The organism is Streptococcus sp. HMSC071D03 (assembly GCF_001812125.1).
GTDB classification, from domain to species: Bacteria; Bacillota; Bacilli; order Lactobacillales; family Streptococcaceae; genus Streptococcus; species Streptococcus pseudopneumoniae_N.
Genome location: NZ_KV807743.1, coordinates 30,692 through 47,634 on the forward strand (window position 1 = coordinate 30,692; position 16,943 = coordinate 47,634).

The following is a 16,943-nucleotide window of genomic DNA, read 5'->3' on the forward strand; positions in this document are numbered from 1 at the left end:
ACAGATGAAAAAAAGATACCTTATCTTATCAGGATTATTAGCCTTGACATTGGCGGCATGTTCGCAAGAAAAAACAGCAACTACAGAGGCCAAGTCTTCTACAGAACAAAAGACTGTAAAAGAAGGAACCGCGGGAAGTAAGTCTCAAGAAGCTAGTCAAAAGAAAGCAGAAGTGGTCAACAAAGGAGATCACTACAGCATTCAAGGAAAGTACGATGAGATTGTTGTCGCTAATAAGCATTATCCTATGTCAAAAGATTACAATCCAGGAGAAAATCCTACCGCAAAGGCAGAACTGTTAAAACTCATTGCAGCTATGCAACAAGCAGGATTCCCGATTAGCGACAACTATAGTGGTTTTAGAAGTTATGAAACTCAAACTCAGCTTTATCAGGACTATGTCAACAAAGACGGAAAGGCAGAGGCTGACCGCTATTCTGCTCGGCCTGGTTACAGTGAACACCAAACTGGCCTTGCCTTTGACCTAATTGGAACAAATGGAGATTTAGTGACTGAAGAAAAGGCTGCCCAATGGCTATTGGACCATGCTGCAGACTATGGCTTCGTCGTTCGCTATCTCAAAGGTAAGGAAAAAGAAACAGGCTATATGGCTGAAGAATGGCACCTTCGCTACGTCGGAAAAGAAGCCAAGGACATCGCTGCAAGTGGTCTCAGCTTGGAAGAGTATTACGGCTTTGAAGGTGGGGACTATGCTGATTAGTCGCAAAATATCTTGCAAGAATGCTTGAAATTTGATAAAATGAATAATAATTAAATAGGAATCTGCAAGACTAGTATCTCAGGGGAAGTATATCAGGGAGGAGAGCCGTGACTGAAAGCTCTCTATATGAAAGCTGGGTGAATTCACTTGCCTATGGATTCAGAAATAAAGGTCTGACTTGTCAGATAAAAACGGATGGTACCGCGTGTCAACGCTCCGAGTGTGGAGTTTTTGGCATGTGGTTTTCTTTTTATCTAAGAGAGACTGATGGAGGAATTATGTCAACTATTGAAGAACAATTAAAAGCGCTTCGTGAAGAAACGCTAGCTAGCTTGAAGCAGATTTCTGCTGAAAATGAAAAAGAGATGCAAGAATTGCGTGTCTCTGTCCTTGGTAAAAAAGGTTCATTGACTGAAATCCTTAAAGGGATGAAGGATGTATCAGCAGAAATGCGCCCTGTTATCGGGAAACACGTCAATGAGGCTCGTGATGTCTTAACTGCTGCCTTTGAAGAAACAGCTAAGCTCTTGGAAGAAAAGAAAGTGGAAGCGCAACTAGCTAGTGAGAGCATCGATGTTACACTGCCAGGTCGCCCAGTTGCGACAGGTCACCGTCACGTTCTCACTCAAACTAGTGAAGAAATCGAAGATATCTTCATCGGGATGGGTTACCAAGTCGTGGATGGATTTGAAGTTGAAAAAGACTACTACAACTTTGAACGTATGAATCTTCCAAAAGACCACCCTGCCCGTGATATGCAGGATACTTTCTATATCACAGAAGAAATCTTGCTCCGTACTCACACGTCTCCAGTTCAGGCGCGTGCGATGGATGCCCATGATTTTTCTAAAGGTCCTTTGAAGATGATCTCACCAGGACGTGTATTCCGTCGTGATACAGACGATGCAACCCACAGTCACCAATTCCACCAAATTGAAGGTTTGGTTGTTGGGAAGAACATCTCTATGGCGGATCTTCAAGGAACCCTTCAGTTGATTGTCCAAAAAATGTTTGGTGAAGAGCGTCAAATTCGTTTGCGTCCATCTTACTTCCCATTCACTGAGCCATCTGTTGAGGTGGATGTTTCATGCTTCAAGTGTGGAGGAGCCGGCTGTAACGTATGTAAGAAAACTGGTTGGATCGAGATTATGGGTGCCGGTATGGTTCACCCACGTGTCCTTGAGATGAGTGGTATCGATGCGACTGTTTACTCTGGATTTGCCTTTGGTCTTGGACAAGAGCGTGTAGCTATGCTTCGTTACGGAATCAACGATATTCGTGGATTCTACCAAGGGGATGTCCGCTTCTCAGAACAGTTTAAATAAGATTGAAACCTGAAACACAATCCTATACAGTTCTAGTCATTTTCTCTCGCTGAGAAATGGTGAGGACTGACTCGAAGAAAAAGAAAGGAATTGAAAAGGTCTCACTTATTGAGATCTTATGCTCAGAATTATGTTAGTATCATACAAATGGTTAAAAGAATTGGTGGACATTGCTGTGTCCTCACAAGAGTTGGCTGAAAAAATGTCAACTACAGGGATCGAAGTAGAAGGTGTGGAATCATCAGCTGTTGGTCTCTCAAAAATTGTCGTCGGTGAGGTCTTGTCTTGCGAAGATGTGCCAGAAACTCACCTTCATGTTTGTCAGGTTAACGTTGGCGAAGAAGAAGCCCGTCAAATCGTCTGTGGTGCTCCAAATGTGCGTGCAGGCATCAAGGTTATGGTAGCTCTTCCAGGTGCTCGCATCGCGGACAACTACAAGATCAAAAAAGGGAAAATCCGTGGCTTAGAGTCACTAGGGATGATCTGCTCACTTGGTGAATTAGGGATTTCTGACTCAGTTGTACCAAAGGAATTTGCAGATGGAATCCAAATCTTGCCTCAAGAGGCCGTTCCAGGTGATGAAGTATTCTCTTACCTAGACTTGGATGATGAAATCATCGAACTTTCCATCACACCTAACCGTGCAGATGCCCTCTCTATGCGTGGCGTGGCGCACGAAGTAGCCGCTATCTATGACAAGGCAGTCAACTTCAAAGAATTTACTTTAGCAGAAACAGACCAAGCTGCAGCCGATGCTCTTTCTGTCAGCATTGATACAGACAAGGCACCTTACTATGCCGCTCGTATCTTGGACAATGTGACCATTGCACCAAGTCCACAATGGTTGCAAAATCTTCTCATGAATGAAGGTATCCGTCCCATCAATAACGTGGTGGACGTGACCAACTATATCCTTCTTTACTTTGGTCAACCAATGCATGCCTTTGACTTGGACACCTTTGAAGGAAATGACATCCGTGTGCGTGAAGCGCGTGCTGGTGAGAAATTAGTGACCTTGGATGGGGAAGAGCGTGAGTTGGAAACAACTGATTTAGTGATTACTGTTGCTGATAAACCAGTAGCCCTTGCAGGTGTCATGGGGGGACAAGCTACAGAAATCTCTGAAAAGTCTACTCGTGTCGTCCTTGAAGCTGCTGTCTTCAATGGCAAATCTATCCGTAAGACAAGTGGTCGTCTCAACCTTCGTTCTGAATCATCTTCTCGCTTTGAAAAAGGGATCAATGTGGCAACTGTTAATGAAGCCCTTGATGCGGCAGCTAGCATGATTGCAGAACTTGCAGGTGCGACGGTGCGAAAAGGCATCGTTTCAGCGGGTGAACTTAATACTTCTGATGTGGAAGTTTCTTCCACTCTTGCAGACGTTAACCGTGTCCTTGGTACAGAGCTTTCCTATGCTGATGTGGAAGATGTCTTCCGTCGCCTTGGATTTGGCCTTTCTGGAAATGCAGAAAGCTTTACTGTGAGCGTCCCTCGTCGTCGTTGGGATATTACTATTGAAGCTGACCTCTTTGAAGAAATCGCTCGTATCTATGGCTATGATCGCTTGCCAACTAGTCTTCCAAAAGATGATGGAACAGCTGGTGAATTGACTGCGACACAAAAACTCCGCCGTCAAGTTCGTACCATTGCTGAAGGTGCTGGATTAACGGAAATCATCACCTACGCTCTTACAACTCCTGAAAAAGCGGTCGAGTTTACGATTCAGCCAAGTCATTTGACAGAATTGATGTGGCCAATGACCGTGGATCGTTCAGTCCTCCGTCAAAATATGATTTCTGGTATCCTTGATACGGTTGCCTACAATGTGGCTCGTAAGAACAAAAACTTGGCTCTTTACGAGATTGGAAAAGTCTTTGAACAAACAGGCAATCCAAAAGAAGAGCTGCCAAATGAAATCAACAGCTTTGCCCTTGCTTTGACAGGCTTGGTTGCAGAAAAAGACTTCCAAACAGCAGCCGTTCCAGTTGACTTCTTCTATGCCAAAGGAATTTTGGAAGCCCTCTTTGCTCGCTTGGGTCTTGAAGTGACTTATACAGCAACCTCTGAAATCGCTAGCCTTCACCCGGGACGTACAGCCTTGATTTCACTCGGTGACCAAGTCCTTGGTTTCCTCGGTCAAGTACATCCTGTTACAGCTAAAGCTTACGATATTCCAGAAACTTATGTAGCAGAGCTCAACCTTTCAGCTATCGAGAAAGCTCTTCAACCAGCAGCTCCATTTGTGGAAATCACTAAATTCCCAGCAGTCAGCCGTGATATCGCCCTTCTCCTCAAAGCAGAAGTGACTCACCAAGATGTGGTTGATGCCATCAAATCTGCAGGCGTGAAACGTTTGACAGCTATCAAACTCTTTGATGTCTTCTCAGGTGAAAAACTAGGACTTGGTATGAAGTCAATGGCTTATAGCTTGACCTTCCAAAATCCAGAAGATAGCTTGACTGATGAAGAAGTCGCACGCTACATGGAAAAAATTCAAGCATCACTTGAAGAAAAAGTGAATGCAGAGGTGCGTTAACAGTCTATAATCCATCCCTAAGGATGGATTTTTTAGTACAAAAAATCATCAAGCTTTAGCCTGATGATGTAATCAACTTGGGGAATAAGTTCTATGTAATACTGCTATATCTAGGTTAGCCATCCATATTTTTGGTCATCCAATCAGCTAAGAAGTGGTAAGTATCTTGTCGATTGATTTCGTTCAGAATTTCGTGACGAGCCTCTTCAACTACTCGGACGCTTACTTTCGAATGTGAAGCCTTTAGGAGTTTTACAAATCTTTCTATACCTTTACCATTTTCTCCCAGAGGGTCTTCTTGTCCTGAAATAACGAGAATGGGGAGTTGAGCTGGAATCTCATCGATTACCTGCTTACTAGCTACTTGATTAGAGAAGTAAAAAATGGATCTGTACATGGGAATAGTAGGGATGAATTGACAGAATGGATCCTTCAGATAAGCTTGGTTAGATTCTTCATTTTTCGAGAGCCAATCTACAGATGTTTTCGAATTCTTAATACTTCGATTAAAACTATCAGTTGATAGATAGGTCAGGATTTTACTACGGTGTTTATTCCCTTTTATAAGTCGGATGCATTCTGTTAGGATGAGAGCAAATCGAGTTAGAAACTGAGGTTGTTGACCAGTCGCCATGATAATCAAGGCATTGATAGGTGGTTTTCGTTTAGCTACATAATAGCGACACATAAGAGAACCCATAGAATGCCCTAGAAGGACGATTGGAAGTTTTGGATAGCTTTCTTGAATAAAAGAGGTCACTCTTTCAATATCATCGATGAGTTCCTCGGGAGATTCAGGAAAGACTCCGAGTTGACTTGGATTTTGAGCAGTATGACCATGGCCGAGATGATCATGGCCCATAACAGTAAAGCCTTCTTTATTCATGGCTAGAGCAAATTCTTCATATCGTTCCACGTACTCTACCATTCCATGTACGAGCTGAAGAACGGCTTTTGGCTGTTCAGTTTCCCAAATGATTAAGTTATTGTTGTTTGGTTCGAGTTTAAGTCTTTTTTTCATATCAGATTCCTTGCCGATGATAATCTATAGTCTATCAAAAATATACCATAAAATAGCACGATAAGCTAGGCAGGATGATGAAGATTGCTAGTAACAATTCAGGACTGAAAATGAACATTTGAGGACATAGCCAACGGATTTATCAAGAAATGAGTATAATAAATTTATCACTTAAAATCTGGAGGATTAAAATGCTTGGTGATAAGCTAATAAAGTTCCTATCCAGAAAATGTCCTTCTTGAAATCAAGATTTAAAAATGTAGATAAATCATTGTAAAGGCTGTCAAAAAGGAGTATAATGAGTGCAATAAATTTCGGAGGTGGATGATGCTCGAAGTAAGAAATCTAGAGAAAAGTTTTGGACCTAAGCAAGTTTTGTTTGGTGTTGACTTTCAAGCACGACCAGGGCGTATTTTGGGGCTGGTTGGGAAAAATGGAGCTGGGAAAACAACTATTTTTCACAGTATTTTGAAATTTTTAGACTATCAAGGGGAGATTGAGCTTGATGGTCAAGATATTCGTCAGGAGACCTATGCTCGCATTGGTTATCTCCCTGAAGAACGTAGTCTTATGCCTAAATTGACAGTCCTTGAACAAGTTCGTTACTTGGCAACCCTAAAAGGCATGGACACCAAGGAAATCAAAGAAAAACTCCCTCAATGGATGGAAAAACTGGAAGTCAAGGGAAAACTGACGGACAAGATTAAGAGTCTCTCAAAAGGAAATCAACAGAAAATTCAACTGATCATTACTCTGATTCATGAGCCAGACTTGATTATCCTAGATGAGCCTTTTAGTGGCTTGGATCCAGTCAATACCGAACTCCTTAAGCGGGTTATCTTGAAAGAAAAAGAACGTGGCGCGACTATTATCTTTTCTGACCATGTCATGACCAATGTCGAAGAACTTTGTGATGATATCCTGATGATTCGTGATGGGCGTGTCGTCTTGCATGGACCGGTTCAAGAGGTTCGCAATCAATACGGGAAAACACGACTTTTTGTTTCAAGTGAACGAAGCAAGGAAGAACTGGAGAGTCTTCCTCATGTTAAACAGGTTAGCTTGACCAAGCAAGGTAGCTGGAAGTTGATCTTGGATGATGAAAGTGCAGGTAGAGAGCTCTTCCCAATCTTGACTCAAGGTCAATATATCGCGACTTTTGATCAACAAGCTCCAACAATCGATGAAATCTTTAAATTAGAATCAGGGGTGGAAGTATGAGAAATATGTGGGTTGTAATCAAAGAAACCTATCTAAGACATGTCAAGTCGTGGAGTTTCTTCTTTATGGTGATTTCGCCTTTCCTCTTTTTAGGTCTATCTGGAGGAATTGGTGTTCTCCAAGGTTCTTCCTTGGCTCAAAATAGTAAAGTAGCAGTAGTTAGTTCTGTTCCTCTTGTTACAGAAGAACTTAAATCGACCAATGGTCTTAACTTTGACTATAAGGATGAAGCGAGTGCCCAAGAAGCCATCAAGGATGAAAAAATAAAAGGCTATCTAACTATTGACCAGGAGAACAGTGTCCTCAAGGCAGTCTATCATGGTGAAACTTCACTAGAGAGTGGCATTAAGTTAGCAGTGACCGCTAAGTTGAATGAACTCCAATCCCAACTCAACCGTTCAGAAGCAAATTTGTCTCAGGAACAGGAAAAACGCTTGGCTCAAACGGTTCAATTTACAGAGCAGATTGATGAAGCCAAGGAAAATAAAAAGTTGGTTCAAACCTTTGCGGCTGCAGGACTGGGTTTCTTCCTCTATATGATTTTGATTACTTATGCTAGTGTCACTGCTCAAGAAGTAGCCAGCGAGAAAGGAACCAAAATCATGGAAGTGGTCTTCTCAAGCATTCGTGCTAGCCATTATTTCTACGCCCGCATGATTGCCTTACTTCTTGTGATTTTGACTCATATTGGTATTTATGTCGTTGGTGGTCTTGGAGCTATCTTATTCTTTAAGGATATGCCTATCTTGGCTAATTCAGGTATTCTAAACCACTTGGGAGAGGCCTTCTCGCTTAACACCTTATTATTTATCTTAGTCAGTCTCTTCATGTATGTAGTCTTGGCAGCCTTCTTAGGTTCTATGGTTTCCCGTCCTGAAGATGCAGGAAAGGCCTTATCACCATTGATGCTTTTGATAATAGCTGGTTTTGTTGGCGTTACTGCCCTAGGCGCTGCAGGAGACAATTTGATTTTGAAAATCGGTTCTTATATTCCTTTCATATCGACCTTCTTTATGCCTTTTAGAGCTATCAATGGCTACGCAAATAGTATAGAAGCGTGGATTTCGCTTATGATTACGATTGCTTTTGCGGTGACTGCAACCATCTTTATCGGACGGATGTATGCTAGTCTGGTCCTTCAAACGGATGATTTGGGGATCTGGAAAACCTTTAAACGAGCTTTAAGTTATAAATAAAGTATCGGACCTGTGAGTGTATCTCCCGGGTCTTTTATACTCTTCGAAAATCTCTTCAAACCACGTCAGCGTCCATCTGCAACCTCAAAACAGTGTTTTGAGCATCCTGCGGCTAGTTTCCTAGTTTGCTCTTTGATTTTCATTGAGTATTAATTAGCTGAAATATTTCACATTTATTTCTCCTAAACCTTTGACTATTAGGCAAAATTATCGTACAATAAAGAGTACATGATAAAATGAGATCAGAGTTTATCCACTCTGACGTTAGTAGTAAAAAATGAGGAGAAACGCTTTGGAATTAGAAGTATTTGCTGGGCAAGAAAAAAGTGAACTATCTATGATTGAGGTGGCTCGTGCCATCTTGGAACTCCGTGGTCGTGATCACGAAATGCATTTTAGTGATTTGGTTAATGAAATCCAAAACTATCTCGGTACCTCTAATAGCGATATTCGTGAAGCTTTGCCTTTGTTCTATACAGAATTGAACTTTGACGGTAGCTTTATCTCTCTTGGAGATAACAAATGGGGCCTTCGTTCCTGGTATGGAGTGGATGAAATCGATGAGGAAATCATTGCTCTTGAAGAAAGTGATGATGAAGAAGTAGCACCTAAGGCTAAGAAAAAACGTGTCAACGCCTTTATGGATGGTGATACAGATGCTATTGATTACAGTGCAGATGATCCAGAAGATGAGGATGCATACGAAGAAGATCCAGCTCTTTCTTATGATGATGAAAATCCAGATGATGAGAAGAATGAAGTGGAAGCCTATGATGCTGAAATCAATGAAATCGCCCCAGATGATCTAGATGAAGAAGTCGATCTTAATGAAGAGGACGACGAAGACTCTGAAGAAGAGGAAGAATAAAAATAAAAAGGAGCTGGAACAGGTATCGGTCGCTTAAGTCTCGATTTCCTAGATCCAGCCTCTTTTTACTTTTTAGTTTGAATGAGTTATGCAAGATGGAATGCCAAGTCAACGATTTGTTCTATTTGACAAAAGGTTCATTTTGAGGTAATATATTGTTCGGGCACCTCTTTTAGAGGTCGGAGCTCCCTAGTTATTAGGGAGCTATTTTTGTTTTTTCAAGAAGTTATCTTCTTGTATTTTGGTTGTGAATCTGGTGCAGTCGTCCCAGATTATTCTTATTAGTAGGGTCTTGTTTTCTATGTCCCCTCGTAGTTAACAATGCCTTGAGCATTTTAGAAAGAGGAATCTATGTCTACGAAATATATTTTTGTAACTGGTGGTGTGGTATCGTCTATTGGGAAAGGGATTGTAGCAGCAAGTCTGGGTCGTCTCTTGAAAAATCGAGGTCTTAAAGTAACCATTCAAAAATTTGACCCTTATATCAATATTGATCCGGGAACCATGAGTCCTTACCAGCACGGAGAAGTTTTTGTGACAGATGATGGAGCTGAGACAGATTTGGACTTGGGTCACTATGAACGTTTTATCGATATCAACCTCAACAAATACTCAAACGTGACAACTGGTAAAATCTACAGCGAAGTTCTTCGTAAGGAACGCCGCGGAGAGTACCTTGGAGCAACTGTCCAAGTTATTCCTCATATTACAGATGCTTTGAAAGAAAAAATCAAGCGTGCTGCTCTAACGACTGACTCTGATGTTATTATTACAGAGGTTGGGGGAACAGTCGGCGATATTGAGTCCCTTCCATTCTTAGAGGCGCTTCGTCAGATGAAGTCTGATGTCGGAGCAGAAAATGTCATGTATATCCATACAACCTTGCTTCCTTACCTCAAGGCAGCTGGTGAAATGAAAACCAAACCAACTCAACACTCTGTCAAAGAATTGCGTGGTTTGGGAATCCAGCCAAATATGTTGGTCATTCGTACAGAAAAACAAGTAGGACAAGGTATTAAAAATAAACTAGCCCAGTTCTGTGATGTGGCACCAGAAGCAGTTATCGAGTCCTTGGATGTGGATCATCTTTACCAAATCCCACTTAATCTGCAAGCACAAGGCATGGATCAAATCGTCTGTGACCATTTGAAAATAGATGCACCTGCAGCAGATATGGCAGAGTGGTCAGCTATGGTTGACAAGGTTATGAGCCTCAAAAAACAAGTCAAGATTGCCCTTGTTGGTAAGTATGTTGAGTTGCAAGACGCCTACATCTCTGTGGTTGAAGCCTTGAAACACTCTGGTTATGCCAACGACGCAGAAGTTAAAATCAATTGGATCAATGCCAATGATGTGACAGCAGAGAATGTGGTAGAGCTTTTGTCTGATACTGACGGCATCATCGTACCAGGTGGTTTTGGCCAACGTGGAACAGAAGGTAAGATTGAAGCGATCCGCTATGCGCGTGAAAATGATGTTCCAATGTTGGGTGTCTGCTTGGGCATGCAGTTGACCTGTATCGAGTTTGCTCGTAATGTCTTAGGTCTTGAAGGAGCTAATTCTGCAGAGCTAAATCCTGATACCAAATACCCTATCATCGATATCATGCGTGATCAGATTGATGTTGAGGACATGGGTGGTACCCTTCGTTTGGGACTTTATCCTTCTAAGTTAAAACGTGGTTCTAAGGCAGCGGCAGCTTATCATAACAAAGAGGTGGTGCAACGCCGTCACCGTCACCGTTATGAGTTTAACAATGCCTTCCGTGAACAGTTTGAAGGAGCAGGTTTTGTCTTTTCAGGAGTGTCACCAGATAATCGTTTGGTAGAAATTGTGGAAATTCCAAAAAATAAATTCTTTGTGGCTTGTCAGTACCATCCAGAGCTATCAAGTCGTCCAAACCGCCCAGAAGAACTCTACACTGCTTTTGTAACAGCAGCGGTTGAAAATAGTAAATAGTCATGATTAAACCTTTGAGAGTCATCTCAGAGGTTTTTCCTATATAAATTTAGGATATCTCTTGCAAAAAAATAACATAGTGATATAATTAACATGAATCAAAACAGGAGGAAATCTCATGAAAAAAATTACACTATTTAGTTTATCATTGGCAGGTTTAGCTATGCTGGCTCTCCCTCAATCTGCCAAGGCTTTTGAGCTACAAGAGGTATGGCGTATTAAGGGGGGTGTTCAATATCAAGATGGCAAAATTCTTCGATTTAACAATGGCCATGACATAGATATCAAAGCCTTGGATTTGCCCAAAAACGAAAAAATTGAATGGAAAGTCACTTTAAATGGTCAAGACCAGACTGTCAATTTCCTAGCTCAAGAAGTGGATAGATCCAATATTGGTGAAGAAGGACGTTTCCTGAATTTCTACGTACCTTATGGCTACAGAGGAGATATCAAAGTAGAAGCCAAGAGTGGAAATGAAGTAAAGACCTGGTCCACTAAAGTAGTTGATGATGTATATAATGACGGTGGAAAGAGTGGTTACTTCCGTATTGACGAATCAAATAATCAATACACCTATCTTGATACAAAATGGGATTATCAAACCAAGACCTACACTGCTACCTTACCAGAGACTGTCAATGGTCAAAAAGTCTATGCTTGGGAAGACTATGACAATGGTGAGTTAAAACTTACAAAACCAGAATCTATCAGTCATTACTATAAGGGGGGAGGAGCCTTCAGAGAACTTTATCCAATTGTAAAAGCAGAAAGCTGGTTAAAATCACATCAGAACTGGTATTATCAAAAACAAGGTCAATTAGTTCAAAATGCTTGGGTTAAGGACAATGGAAACTGGTATTTTATGAATGACAAAGGAGTTATGTTTAATCAAACATGGCTCTATCAAGGTGGCAGTTGGTATGCCTTTAAGTCATCAGGAGCCATGATTTCAGCTGATTGGTTATATGATAATGGGTCTTGGTATTACCTAAAAGACTCAGGTTCTATGGCAACAGGCTGGCTTAAAGATGGTGGCAGTTGGTATTACCTAAACAAGTCAGGTTCTATGGCGACAGGCTGGGTGAAAGATAATGGCTCATGGTATTATCTAAAAGATTCAGGTGCAATGGCAACAGGATGGGTCAAAGACAATGGTAAGTGGTACTATCTGGCTTCATCTGGTAATATGCTTCGCAACACATACACACCAGATGGCTACTATGTAGATGGCAGTGGTGCTTGGAAATAATCATGAAACAGAGAAAGTCTACTGAGAAGGTAGATTTTCTTTTTTTCATTTTCATAATTATGAAAATCTGGAAAAAGGGCACTATTTTTGATAAAATAGAATTATGGATTTTGAAAAAATTGAACAAGCATATACTTATTTACTAGAAAACGTCCAAATCATTCAAAACGATTTGGCGACAAATTTTTACGATGCCTTGATTGAACAAAATGGAATCTATCTGGATGGTCAGACAAATCTGGAAGATGTCAAGAAAAATAATCAAGCATTAAAACGATTGGCTCTTCGAAAAGAAGAGTGGTTACGAACCTACCAATTCTTGTTAATGAAGGCAGCGCAAACGGAACCTCTTCAGGCCAACCACCAGTTTACACCAGATGCGATTGGACACTTGATGATTTTTCTGATGGAGCAATTGTGGCCTGCTAAAGATCTAAGTCTACTAGAATTGGGCTCTGGGATGGGAATTCTGGGTGCTAGCTTCTTAACGTCCATGAACAAAAAGGTAGATTACCTTGGGATTGAGCTAGATGACCTCTTGATTGATCTAGCTGCAAGTATGGCTGAAGTTATGGATCTGCAAATGGGCTTTATCCAAGGAGATGCAGTACGTCCACAAGTGTTAAAAGAGAGTGATATTATCGTGAGCGACCTCCCGATTGGCTACTACCCAGACGATCAGATTGCCTCACGTTATCAAGTGGCAGCAAAGGATGAACATACTTATGCTCATCATCTATTAATGGAGCAATCTCTCAAGTATCTTAAGACGGGAGGCTATGCTATTTTCCTTGCTCCAACAGATCTTTTGATGAGTCCTCAGAGCGACATCTTGAAAGGATGGTTAACTGAACAGGCTCAACTAGTAGCTATCGTAGCTTTACCAGAGGATCTCTTCGCTCAAGGAGCCCAGTCTAAGACCATTTTTGTTCTACAAAAGCAAGCGATAGAAGGCCTTGAACCATTCGTCTATCCACTTGCTAGTCTTCGTGATCCTGAAATTTTGTTGGAATTTAAGGAAAATTTTCAAAATTGGTGTCAAGAACATGAAATCTAGTATAAATTTTGATATAATAGTTGAAAACGCTTAAAAAGGGGAAACATTATGACAAAAACCATTGCAATTAACGCTGGAAGCTCAAGTTTGAAATGGCAACTCTATCAAATGCCAGAAGAAAAAGTATTAGCAAAAGGGTTGATTGAACGAATTGGATTGAAAGATTCTATTTCTACAGTTAAATTTGATGGTCGTTCAGAACAACAAGTCCTTGACATTGACAACCATACTTTGGCAGTTAAGATTTTGCTTGATGACTTGATTCGTTTTGATATTATTAAATCTTATGATGAAATTACTGGTGTTGGACACCGTGTCGTTGCAGGTGGAGAGTACTTCAAAGAGTCTACAGTCGTTGAAGGCGATGTAATTGAAAAAGTTGAAGAGTTAGGTCTTCTTGCTCCATTACACAACCCTGCAAATGCTGCGGGTATTCGCGCCTTCAAGGAGTTATTGCCAGATATTACGAGTGTCGTTGTTTTTGATACTTCCTTCCATACAAGTATTCCAGAGAAAGCTTATCGCTACCCTCTACCAACAAAATATTACACAGAAAACAAAGTTCGTAAGTACGGAGCCCATGGAACTAGCCATCAGTATGTTGCTCAAGAAGCAGCAAAACTCTTGGGACGCCCACTTGAAGAGTTGAAATTGATTACCTGTCACATCGGTAATGGTGCTTCTATTACAGCTGTTAAGGGTGGGAAATCTGTTGATACCTCAATGGGATTCACTCCACTTGGTGGTGTAATGATGGGAACTCGTACAGGGGATATTGACCCAGCCATCATTCCTTATTTAATGCAATATACAGAGGACTTTAACAAGCCTGAGGACATCAGTCGTATTCTCAATCGTGAGTCAGGATTGATGGGTGTTTCTGGTAAATCTAGTGACATGCGTGATGTAATTGCTGCTATGGAGGCAGGAGATCACGATGCCACTTTGGCTTATGAAATGTATGTTGACCGTATCCAAAAACATATTGGTCAATACCTTGCAGTCCTAAATGGAGCAGATGCTATTATTTTCACAGCAGGTATCGGTGAAAATTCTACTAATGTACGTGAAGATGTTATTTCAGGGATTTCTTGGTTTGGTTGCGATGTAGATCCAGAGAAAAATGTATTTGGTGCGACTGGAGATATTTCGACAGATGCAGCAAGTGTACGTGTACTGGTAATTCCAACGGACGAGGAATTGGTCATTGCACGTGACGTTGAACGTTTGAAAAAATAACAGATGAAAAAAATCGACCTTCAATAAGAAAGGTCGATTTTTTTTGATCTGGTAGAACTACCATTTAGTTAGGGAAACTTCACCGCTATGGAGCCATATTTTTTCACCAGTAGGCAATTCTATTTGTAATTGTCCTTGGTCAGAAATGTCGCATGCTTTTCCTGTGATAGTTTGGTGATCTTGCTTAAAGGAGACTTCTTTTCCTAAAACGATTGAGCGTTTTTTATAGAGATAGAGGAGTTCATCGGCTTCTGTTTCGTAGAAACATTTCCAGATTTCAGCAATCAATTCATTGCGAGTAATGGGAGCATTTTGAGAAAATAAGCTTCCAGCTTTAGTTTGTAGATTCTTGGGAAATTCAGCGATAGAAAAGTTGATCCCGACCCCAATGATAACATCTGTAACGAGTCCAGTTTCGATAGAGGTAATGGCTTCTGTTAGAATACCAGCAATCTTTTTCTGGTTCAGATAAATGTCATTGACCCACTTGATATTCACATCAATCAAACTAAGATTCTTGATAGCCTTGTAGATAGCCCCAGCTGCTAGAAGTGTATAGGCGGGAAGCTTCTGGTAAGGGAGATTGGGTTGTAGGTGAAGGGACATGTAAATTCCCCCCTTATCTGGAGAAAAATAGGGACGTTGAAAACGGCCACGCCCCATGGTTTGACTAGTGGAAAGGTAGAGCCTATCTCCTTTTGCCCCAGCTTCCATAGCCTCTTTAGCATCGGTTTGGGTAGATTTTGTTGAGGGTTTAAACAGGACAGTAATGGGACTATTCGATTCGATTTCCTGAGGTAAGATAAGATCACCGTCAATAAGTTTATACCCACGATTTTTGATACTGTAAATCTTCAGTCCCTCTTGCTGGAGACGTTGAATCGCCTTCCATACTGAAGTTCGAGATAGTTTTAATCTCTCAGCTATTTTTTCTCCACTTAGATAATCAGTTTCCGTAGCTAGTATTTTATAGACTTCTTGGTAGGATTTCATGCTAGACCCTTTCTGGAATAATTAGATTTATTGTACCATATTTTTAAAAAAGGGATAGCGATTTTCAAGTAATCTTAGCTAACTATAAAATTTTACCCAGTTTTAGTTAGGAGTATAGAGGCAAAGAGGTTTTCAAATCTCTTGAAAAATGGTAAAATGTTTTAATAACTTATTTATCTGAATGTGATATTCAGAAGGAAAGGATCTGTTGTGAAATCAATAGGTGTCATTGAAAAGTTAAAAAGTTTATCGAAACAAGAAGGACTTCTTTTGGGAGTTATTCTGAGTATTTTTCTTCCTTTTTATCTTTTCGTTATTATTTTTATCTCATACTTACTTTGGTTAGTATATACCGGGGAGATGAAGGGAATCTTGAAACGTTTGTCTCAACACTCTGTCTTGCTCTTTTTTATTGCCTATAGCACTGCAATTTCTCTTCTAGCACAAAATGTGATGGGAGTAGTTTCTTCGGTGGCCATGTTTCTGTTTGCCATCTTCTTTTACTATTATCAATCTCAATTGACTCCTAAATTTTTTAGGTTGACGATTGAAGGAATATTAGCCTTAAGTGTCTTTGCAGCAGCCTTTGCAGCTTTGGAACATTTCCAAATTGTAAAGAAATTTGATTATACCTTCCTCTCACCACGAATGCAGGTTTGGCATCAAAACCGAGCGGAGGTTGCCTTCTTTAATCCCAATTACTATGGAATTATCTGTTGTTTCTGTATCATGATTGGTTTTTATCTGATTAGCACAACTAAGTTAAGGTGGTTACGAATCTTTTCTATGATTGCCATCTTTGCTAATTTATTCGGTTTAAACTTTACGCAGAATCGTACAGCTTTTCCAGCCATCATCTTTGGAGCCATCATTTACCTCTTCACGACCATTAAAAACTGGCGTGCCTTCTGGCTTAGTATAGGAGTTTTTGGGGTTGGTTTAGCCTTTCTATTTTCGAGTGATTTAGGTGTTCGAATGGGAACCTTAGATTCATCTATGGAAGAACGTGTTTCTATCTGGAATGCTGGAATGGCCTTGTTTAAGCAAAATCCATTCTGGGGTGAAGGACCGCTAACCTACATGCACTCTTTCCCTCGTATTGGAGCACCTTATCATGAACATGCCCACAGTATCTATATAGATACGATTTTGAGTTATGGAGTTGTCGGTACCGTTCTCTTGGGGATTGCTTCTACCACTCCGGTACGAATGTTGATTGATATGAGTCAAGTACCTAGTAAGCGTCCTATCCTTGGACTTTACCTCTCTTTCTTGACAGTAGTAGCTGTGCACGGAATTTTTGATTTAGCGCTATTTTGGATTCAATCATCTTTTGTTTTCCTATTAGTGATGTGTAGTTTACCACTAAAACATAGTATGATTGATGAATTAGTTGATTAAGAAAAAGATAGTAGAAACTAACATTTTCTACTCAGAACGAAGACAAACGTCATTTTTGGCGTTTGTTTTTTTCTCTTTTATGTGACTTTCAGTCCGTCTCGCTCCGTGAGATGCGAGATAAATAAACCACCCGCTATGCGGGTGCGCGTCGAAGGTT

General features: G+C 40.7%; 13 protein-coding genes. 11 read left to right on the forward strand and 2 right to left on the reverse strand.

Annotated features, from left to right (window positions below; translation table 11 throughout):
* Window positions 1-4: 4 nt before the first annotated feature.
* The 3 genes from ldcB (at window position 5) to pheT (ending at window position 4,582) form a co-directional block, all read left to right on the forward strand.
* Window positions 5-721 (forward strand): LD-carboxypeptidase LdcB/DacB, encoded by a 717-nt coding sequence (ldcB, locus tag HMPREF2837_RS04960; protein WP_049548378.1) that lies wholly within the window; start codon window positions 5-7, stop codon window positions 719-721.
* A gap of 278 nt (window positions 722-999) precedes the next feature.
* The gene (gene pheS, locus HMPREF2837_RS04965; RefSeq protein ID WP_049502911.1) at window positions 1,000-2,046 is read left to right on the forward strand and encodes a phenylalanine--tRNA ligase subunit alpha; all 1,047 of its coding nucleotides are present in this window, start codon (window positions 1,000-1,002) and stop codon (window positions 2,044-2,046) included.
* A gap of 130 nt (window positions 2,047-2,176) precedes the next feature.
* The gene (pheT, locus tag HMPREF2837_RS04970; RefSeq protein ID WP_049548387.1) at window positions 2,177-4,582 is read left to right on the forward strand and encodes a phenylalanine--tRNA ligase subunit beta; all 2,406 of its coding nucleotides are present in this window, start codon (window positions 2,177-2,179) and stop codon (window positions 4,580-4,582) included.
* Window positions 4,583-4,697: 115 nt separating this feature from the next.
* On the opposite strand, the gene HMPREF2837_RS04975 is transcribed toward pheT, so the two are convergent.
* Window positions 4,698-5,603 (reverse strand): alpha/beta fold hydrolase, encoded by a 906-nt coding sequence (locus tag HMPREF2837_RS04975; RefSeq protein ID WP_083306456.1) that lies wholly within the window; start codon window positions 5,601-5,603, stop codon window positions 4,698-4,700.
* Between the two features lie 327 nt (window positions 5,604-5,930).
* On the opposite strand from HMPREF2837_RS04975, the gene HMPREF2837_RS04980 reads away from it, so the two are divergent.
* The 7 genes from HMPREF2837_RS04980 to HMPREF2837_RS05010 all read left to right on the forward strand — a co-directional run bounded on the left by HMPREF2837_RS04980 (window position 5,931) and on the right by HMPREF2837_RS05010 (window position 14,392).
* Window positions 5,931-6,824 (forward strand): ABC transporter ATP-binding protein, encoded by an 894-nt coding sequence (locus tag HMPREF2837_RS04980; RefSeq protein ID WP_006147212.1) that lies wholly within the window; start codon window positions 5,931-5,933, stop codon window positions 6,822-6,824.
* The gene (locus tag HMPREF2837_RS04985; RefSeq protein WP_049548380.1) at window positions 6,821-8,020 is read left to right on the forward strand and encodes an ABC transporter permease; all 1,200 of its coding nucleotides are present in this window, start codon (window positions 6,821-6,823) and stop codon (window positions 8,018-8,020) included. Before HMPREF2837_RS04980 ends, HMPREF2837_RS04985 begins: the two co-directional genes overlap by 4 nt.
* Before the next feature lie 292 nt (window positions 8,021-8,312).
* Window positions 8,313-8,888, forward strand: a complete 576-nt coding sequence (rpoE, locus tag HMPREF2837_RS04990) for a DNA-directed RNA polymerase subunit delta (RefSeq protein ID WP_049502915.1) — start codon at window positions 8,313-8,315, stop codon at window positions 8,886-8,888.
* A 351-nt stretch (window positions 8,889-9,239) separates the two neighbouring features.
* Window positions 9,240-10,847 (forward strand): CTP synthase, encoded by a 1,608-nt coding sequence (locus HMPREF2837_RS04995; protein ID WP_049548381.1) that lies wholly within the window; start codon window positions 9,240-9,242, stop codon window positions 10,845-10,847.
* A gap of 118 nt (window positions 10,848-10,965) precedes the next feature.
* Window positions 10,966-12,096 (forward strand): N-acetylmuramoyl-L-alanine amidase family protein, encoded by a 1,131-nt coding sequence (locus HMPREF2837_RS05000; RefSeq protein WP_049548382.1) that lies wholly within the window; start codon window positions 10,966-10,968, stop codon window positions 12,094-12,096.
* A gap of 103 nt (window positions 12,097-12,199) precedes the next feature.
* Window positions 12,200-13,153, forward strand: a complete 954-nt coding sequence (locus HMPREF2837_RS05005) for a class I SAM-dependent methyltransferase (RefSeq protein WP_049548383.1) — start codon at window positions 12,200-12,202, stop codon at window positions 13,151-13,153.
* Window positions 13,154-13,201: 48 nt separating this feature from the next.
* Window positions 13,202-14,392, forward strand: coding sequence for an acetate kinase (locus HMPREF2837_RS05010; protein ID WP_049548384.1), 1,191 nt, complete (start codon window positions 13,202-13,204; stop codon window positions 14,390-14,392).
* Window positions 14,393-14,449: 57 nt separating this feature from the next.
* Here HMPREF2837_RS05010 and birA read toward each other — a convergent pair whose 3' ends face one another.
* Entirely contained in the window at window positions 14,450-15,385 is a 936-nt protein-coding gene (birA, locus tag HMPREF2837_RS05015; RefSeq protein WP_049548385.1) for a bifunctional biotin--[acetyl-CoA-carboxylase] ligase/biotin operon repressor BirA, read from the reverse strand.
* Between the two features lie 210 nt (window positions 15,386-15,595).
* Here birA and HMPREF2837_RS05020 point away from each other — a divergent pair, with 210 nt between their 5' ends.
* Window positions 15,596-16,786 carry an O-antigen ligase family protein gene (locus HMPREF2837_RS05020; protein ID WP_049548386.1) on the forward strand — a complete coding sequence of 397 codons (1,191 nt, stop codon included), beginning with the start codon at window positions 15,596-15,598 and terminating at the stop codon, window positions 16,784-16,786.
* Window positions 16,787-16,943: the final 157 nt, after the last annotated feature.

Coding starts and splice junctions, on each gene's coding strand:
- ldcB (WP_049548378.1), top strand. CDS start 5: ATGAAAAAAAGATACCTTATCTTATCAGGATTATTAGCCTTGACATTG.
- pheS (WP_049502911.1), top strand. CDS start 1,000: ATGTCAACTATTGAAGAACAATTAAAAGCGCTTCGTGAAGAAACGCTA.
- pheT (WP_049548387.1), top strand. CDS start 2,177: ATGTTAGTATCATACAAATGGTTAAAAGAATTGGTGGACATTGCTGTG.
- HMPREF2837_RS04975 (WP_083306456.1), bottom strand. CDS start 5,603: ATGAAAAAAAGACTTAAACTCGAACCAAACAACAATAACTTAATCATT.
- HMPREF2837_RS04980 (WP_006147212.1), top strand. CDS start 5,931: ATGCTCGAAGTAAGAAATCTAGAGAAAAGTTTTGGACCTAAGCAAGTT.
- HMPREF2837_RS04985 (WP_049548380.1), top strand. CDS start 6,821: ATGAGAAATATGTGGGTTGTAATCAAAGAAACCTATCTAAGACATGTC.
- HMPREF2837_RS04995 (WP_049548381.1), top strand. CDS start 9,240: ATGTCTACGAAATATATTTTTGTAACTGGTGGTGTGGTATCGTCTATT.
- HMPREF2837_RS05000 (WP_049548382.1), top strand. CDS start 10,966: ATGAAAAAAATTACACTATTTAGTTTATCATTGGCAGGTTTAGCTATG.
- HMPREF2837_RS05005 (WP_049548383.1), top strand. CDS start 12,200: ATGGATTTTGAAAAAATTGAACAAGCATATACTTATTTACTAGAAAAC.
- HMPREF2837_RS05010 (WP_049548384.1), top strand. CDS start 13,202: ATGACAAAAACCATTGCAATTAACGCTGGAAGCTCAAGTTTGAAATGG.
- birA (WP_049548385.1), bottom strand. CDS start 15,385: ATGAAATCCTACCAAGAAGTCTATAAAATACTAGCTACGGAAACTGAT.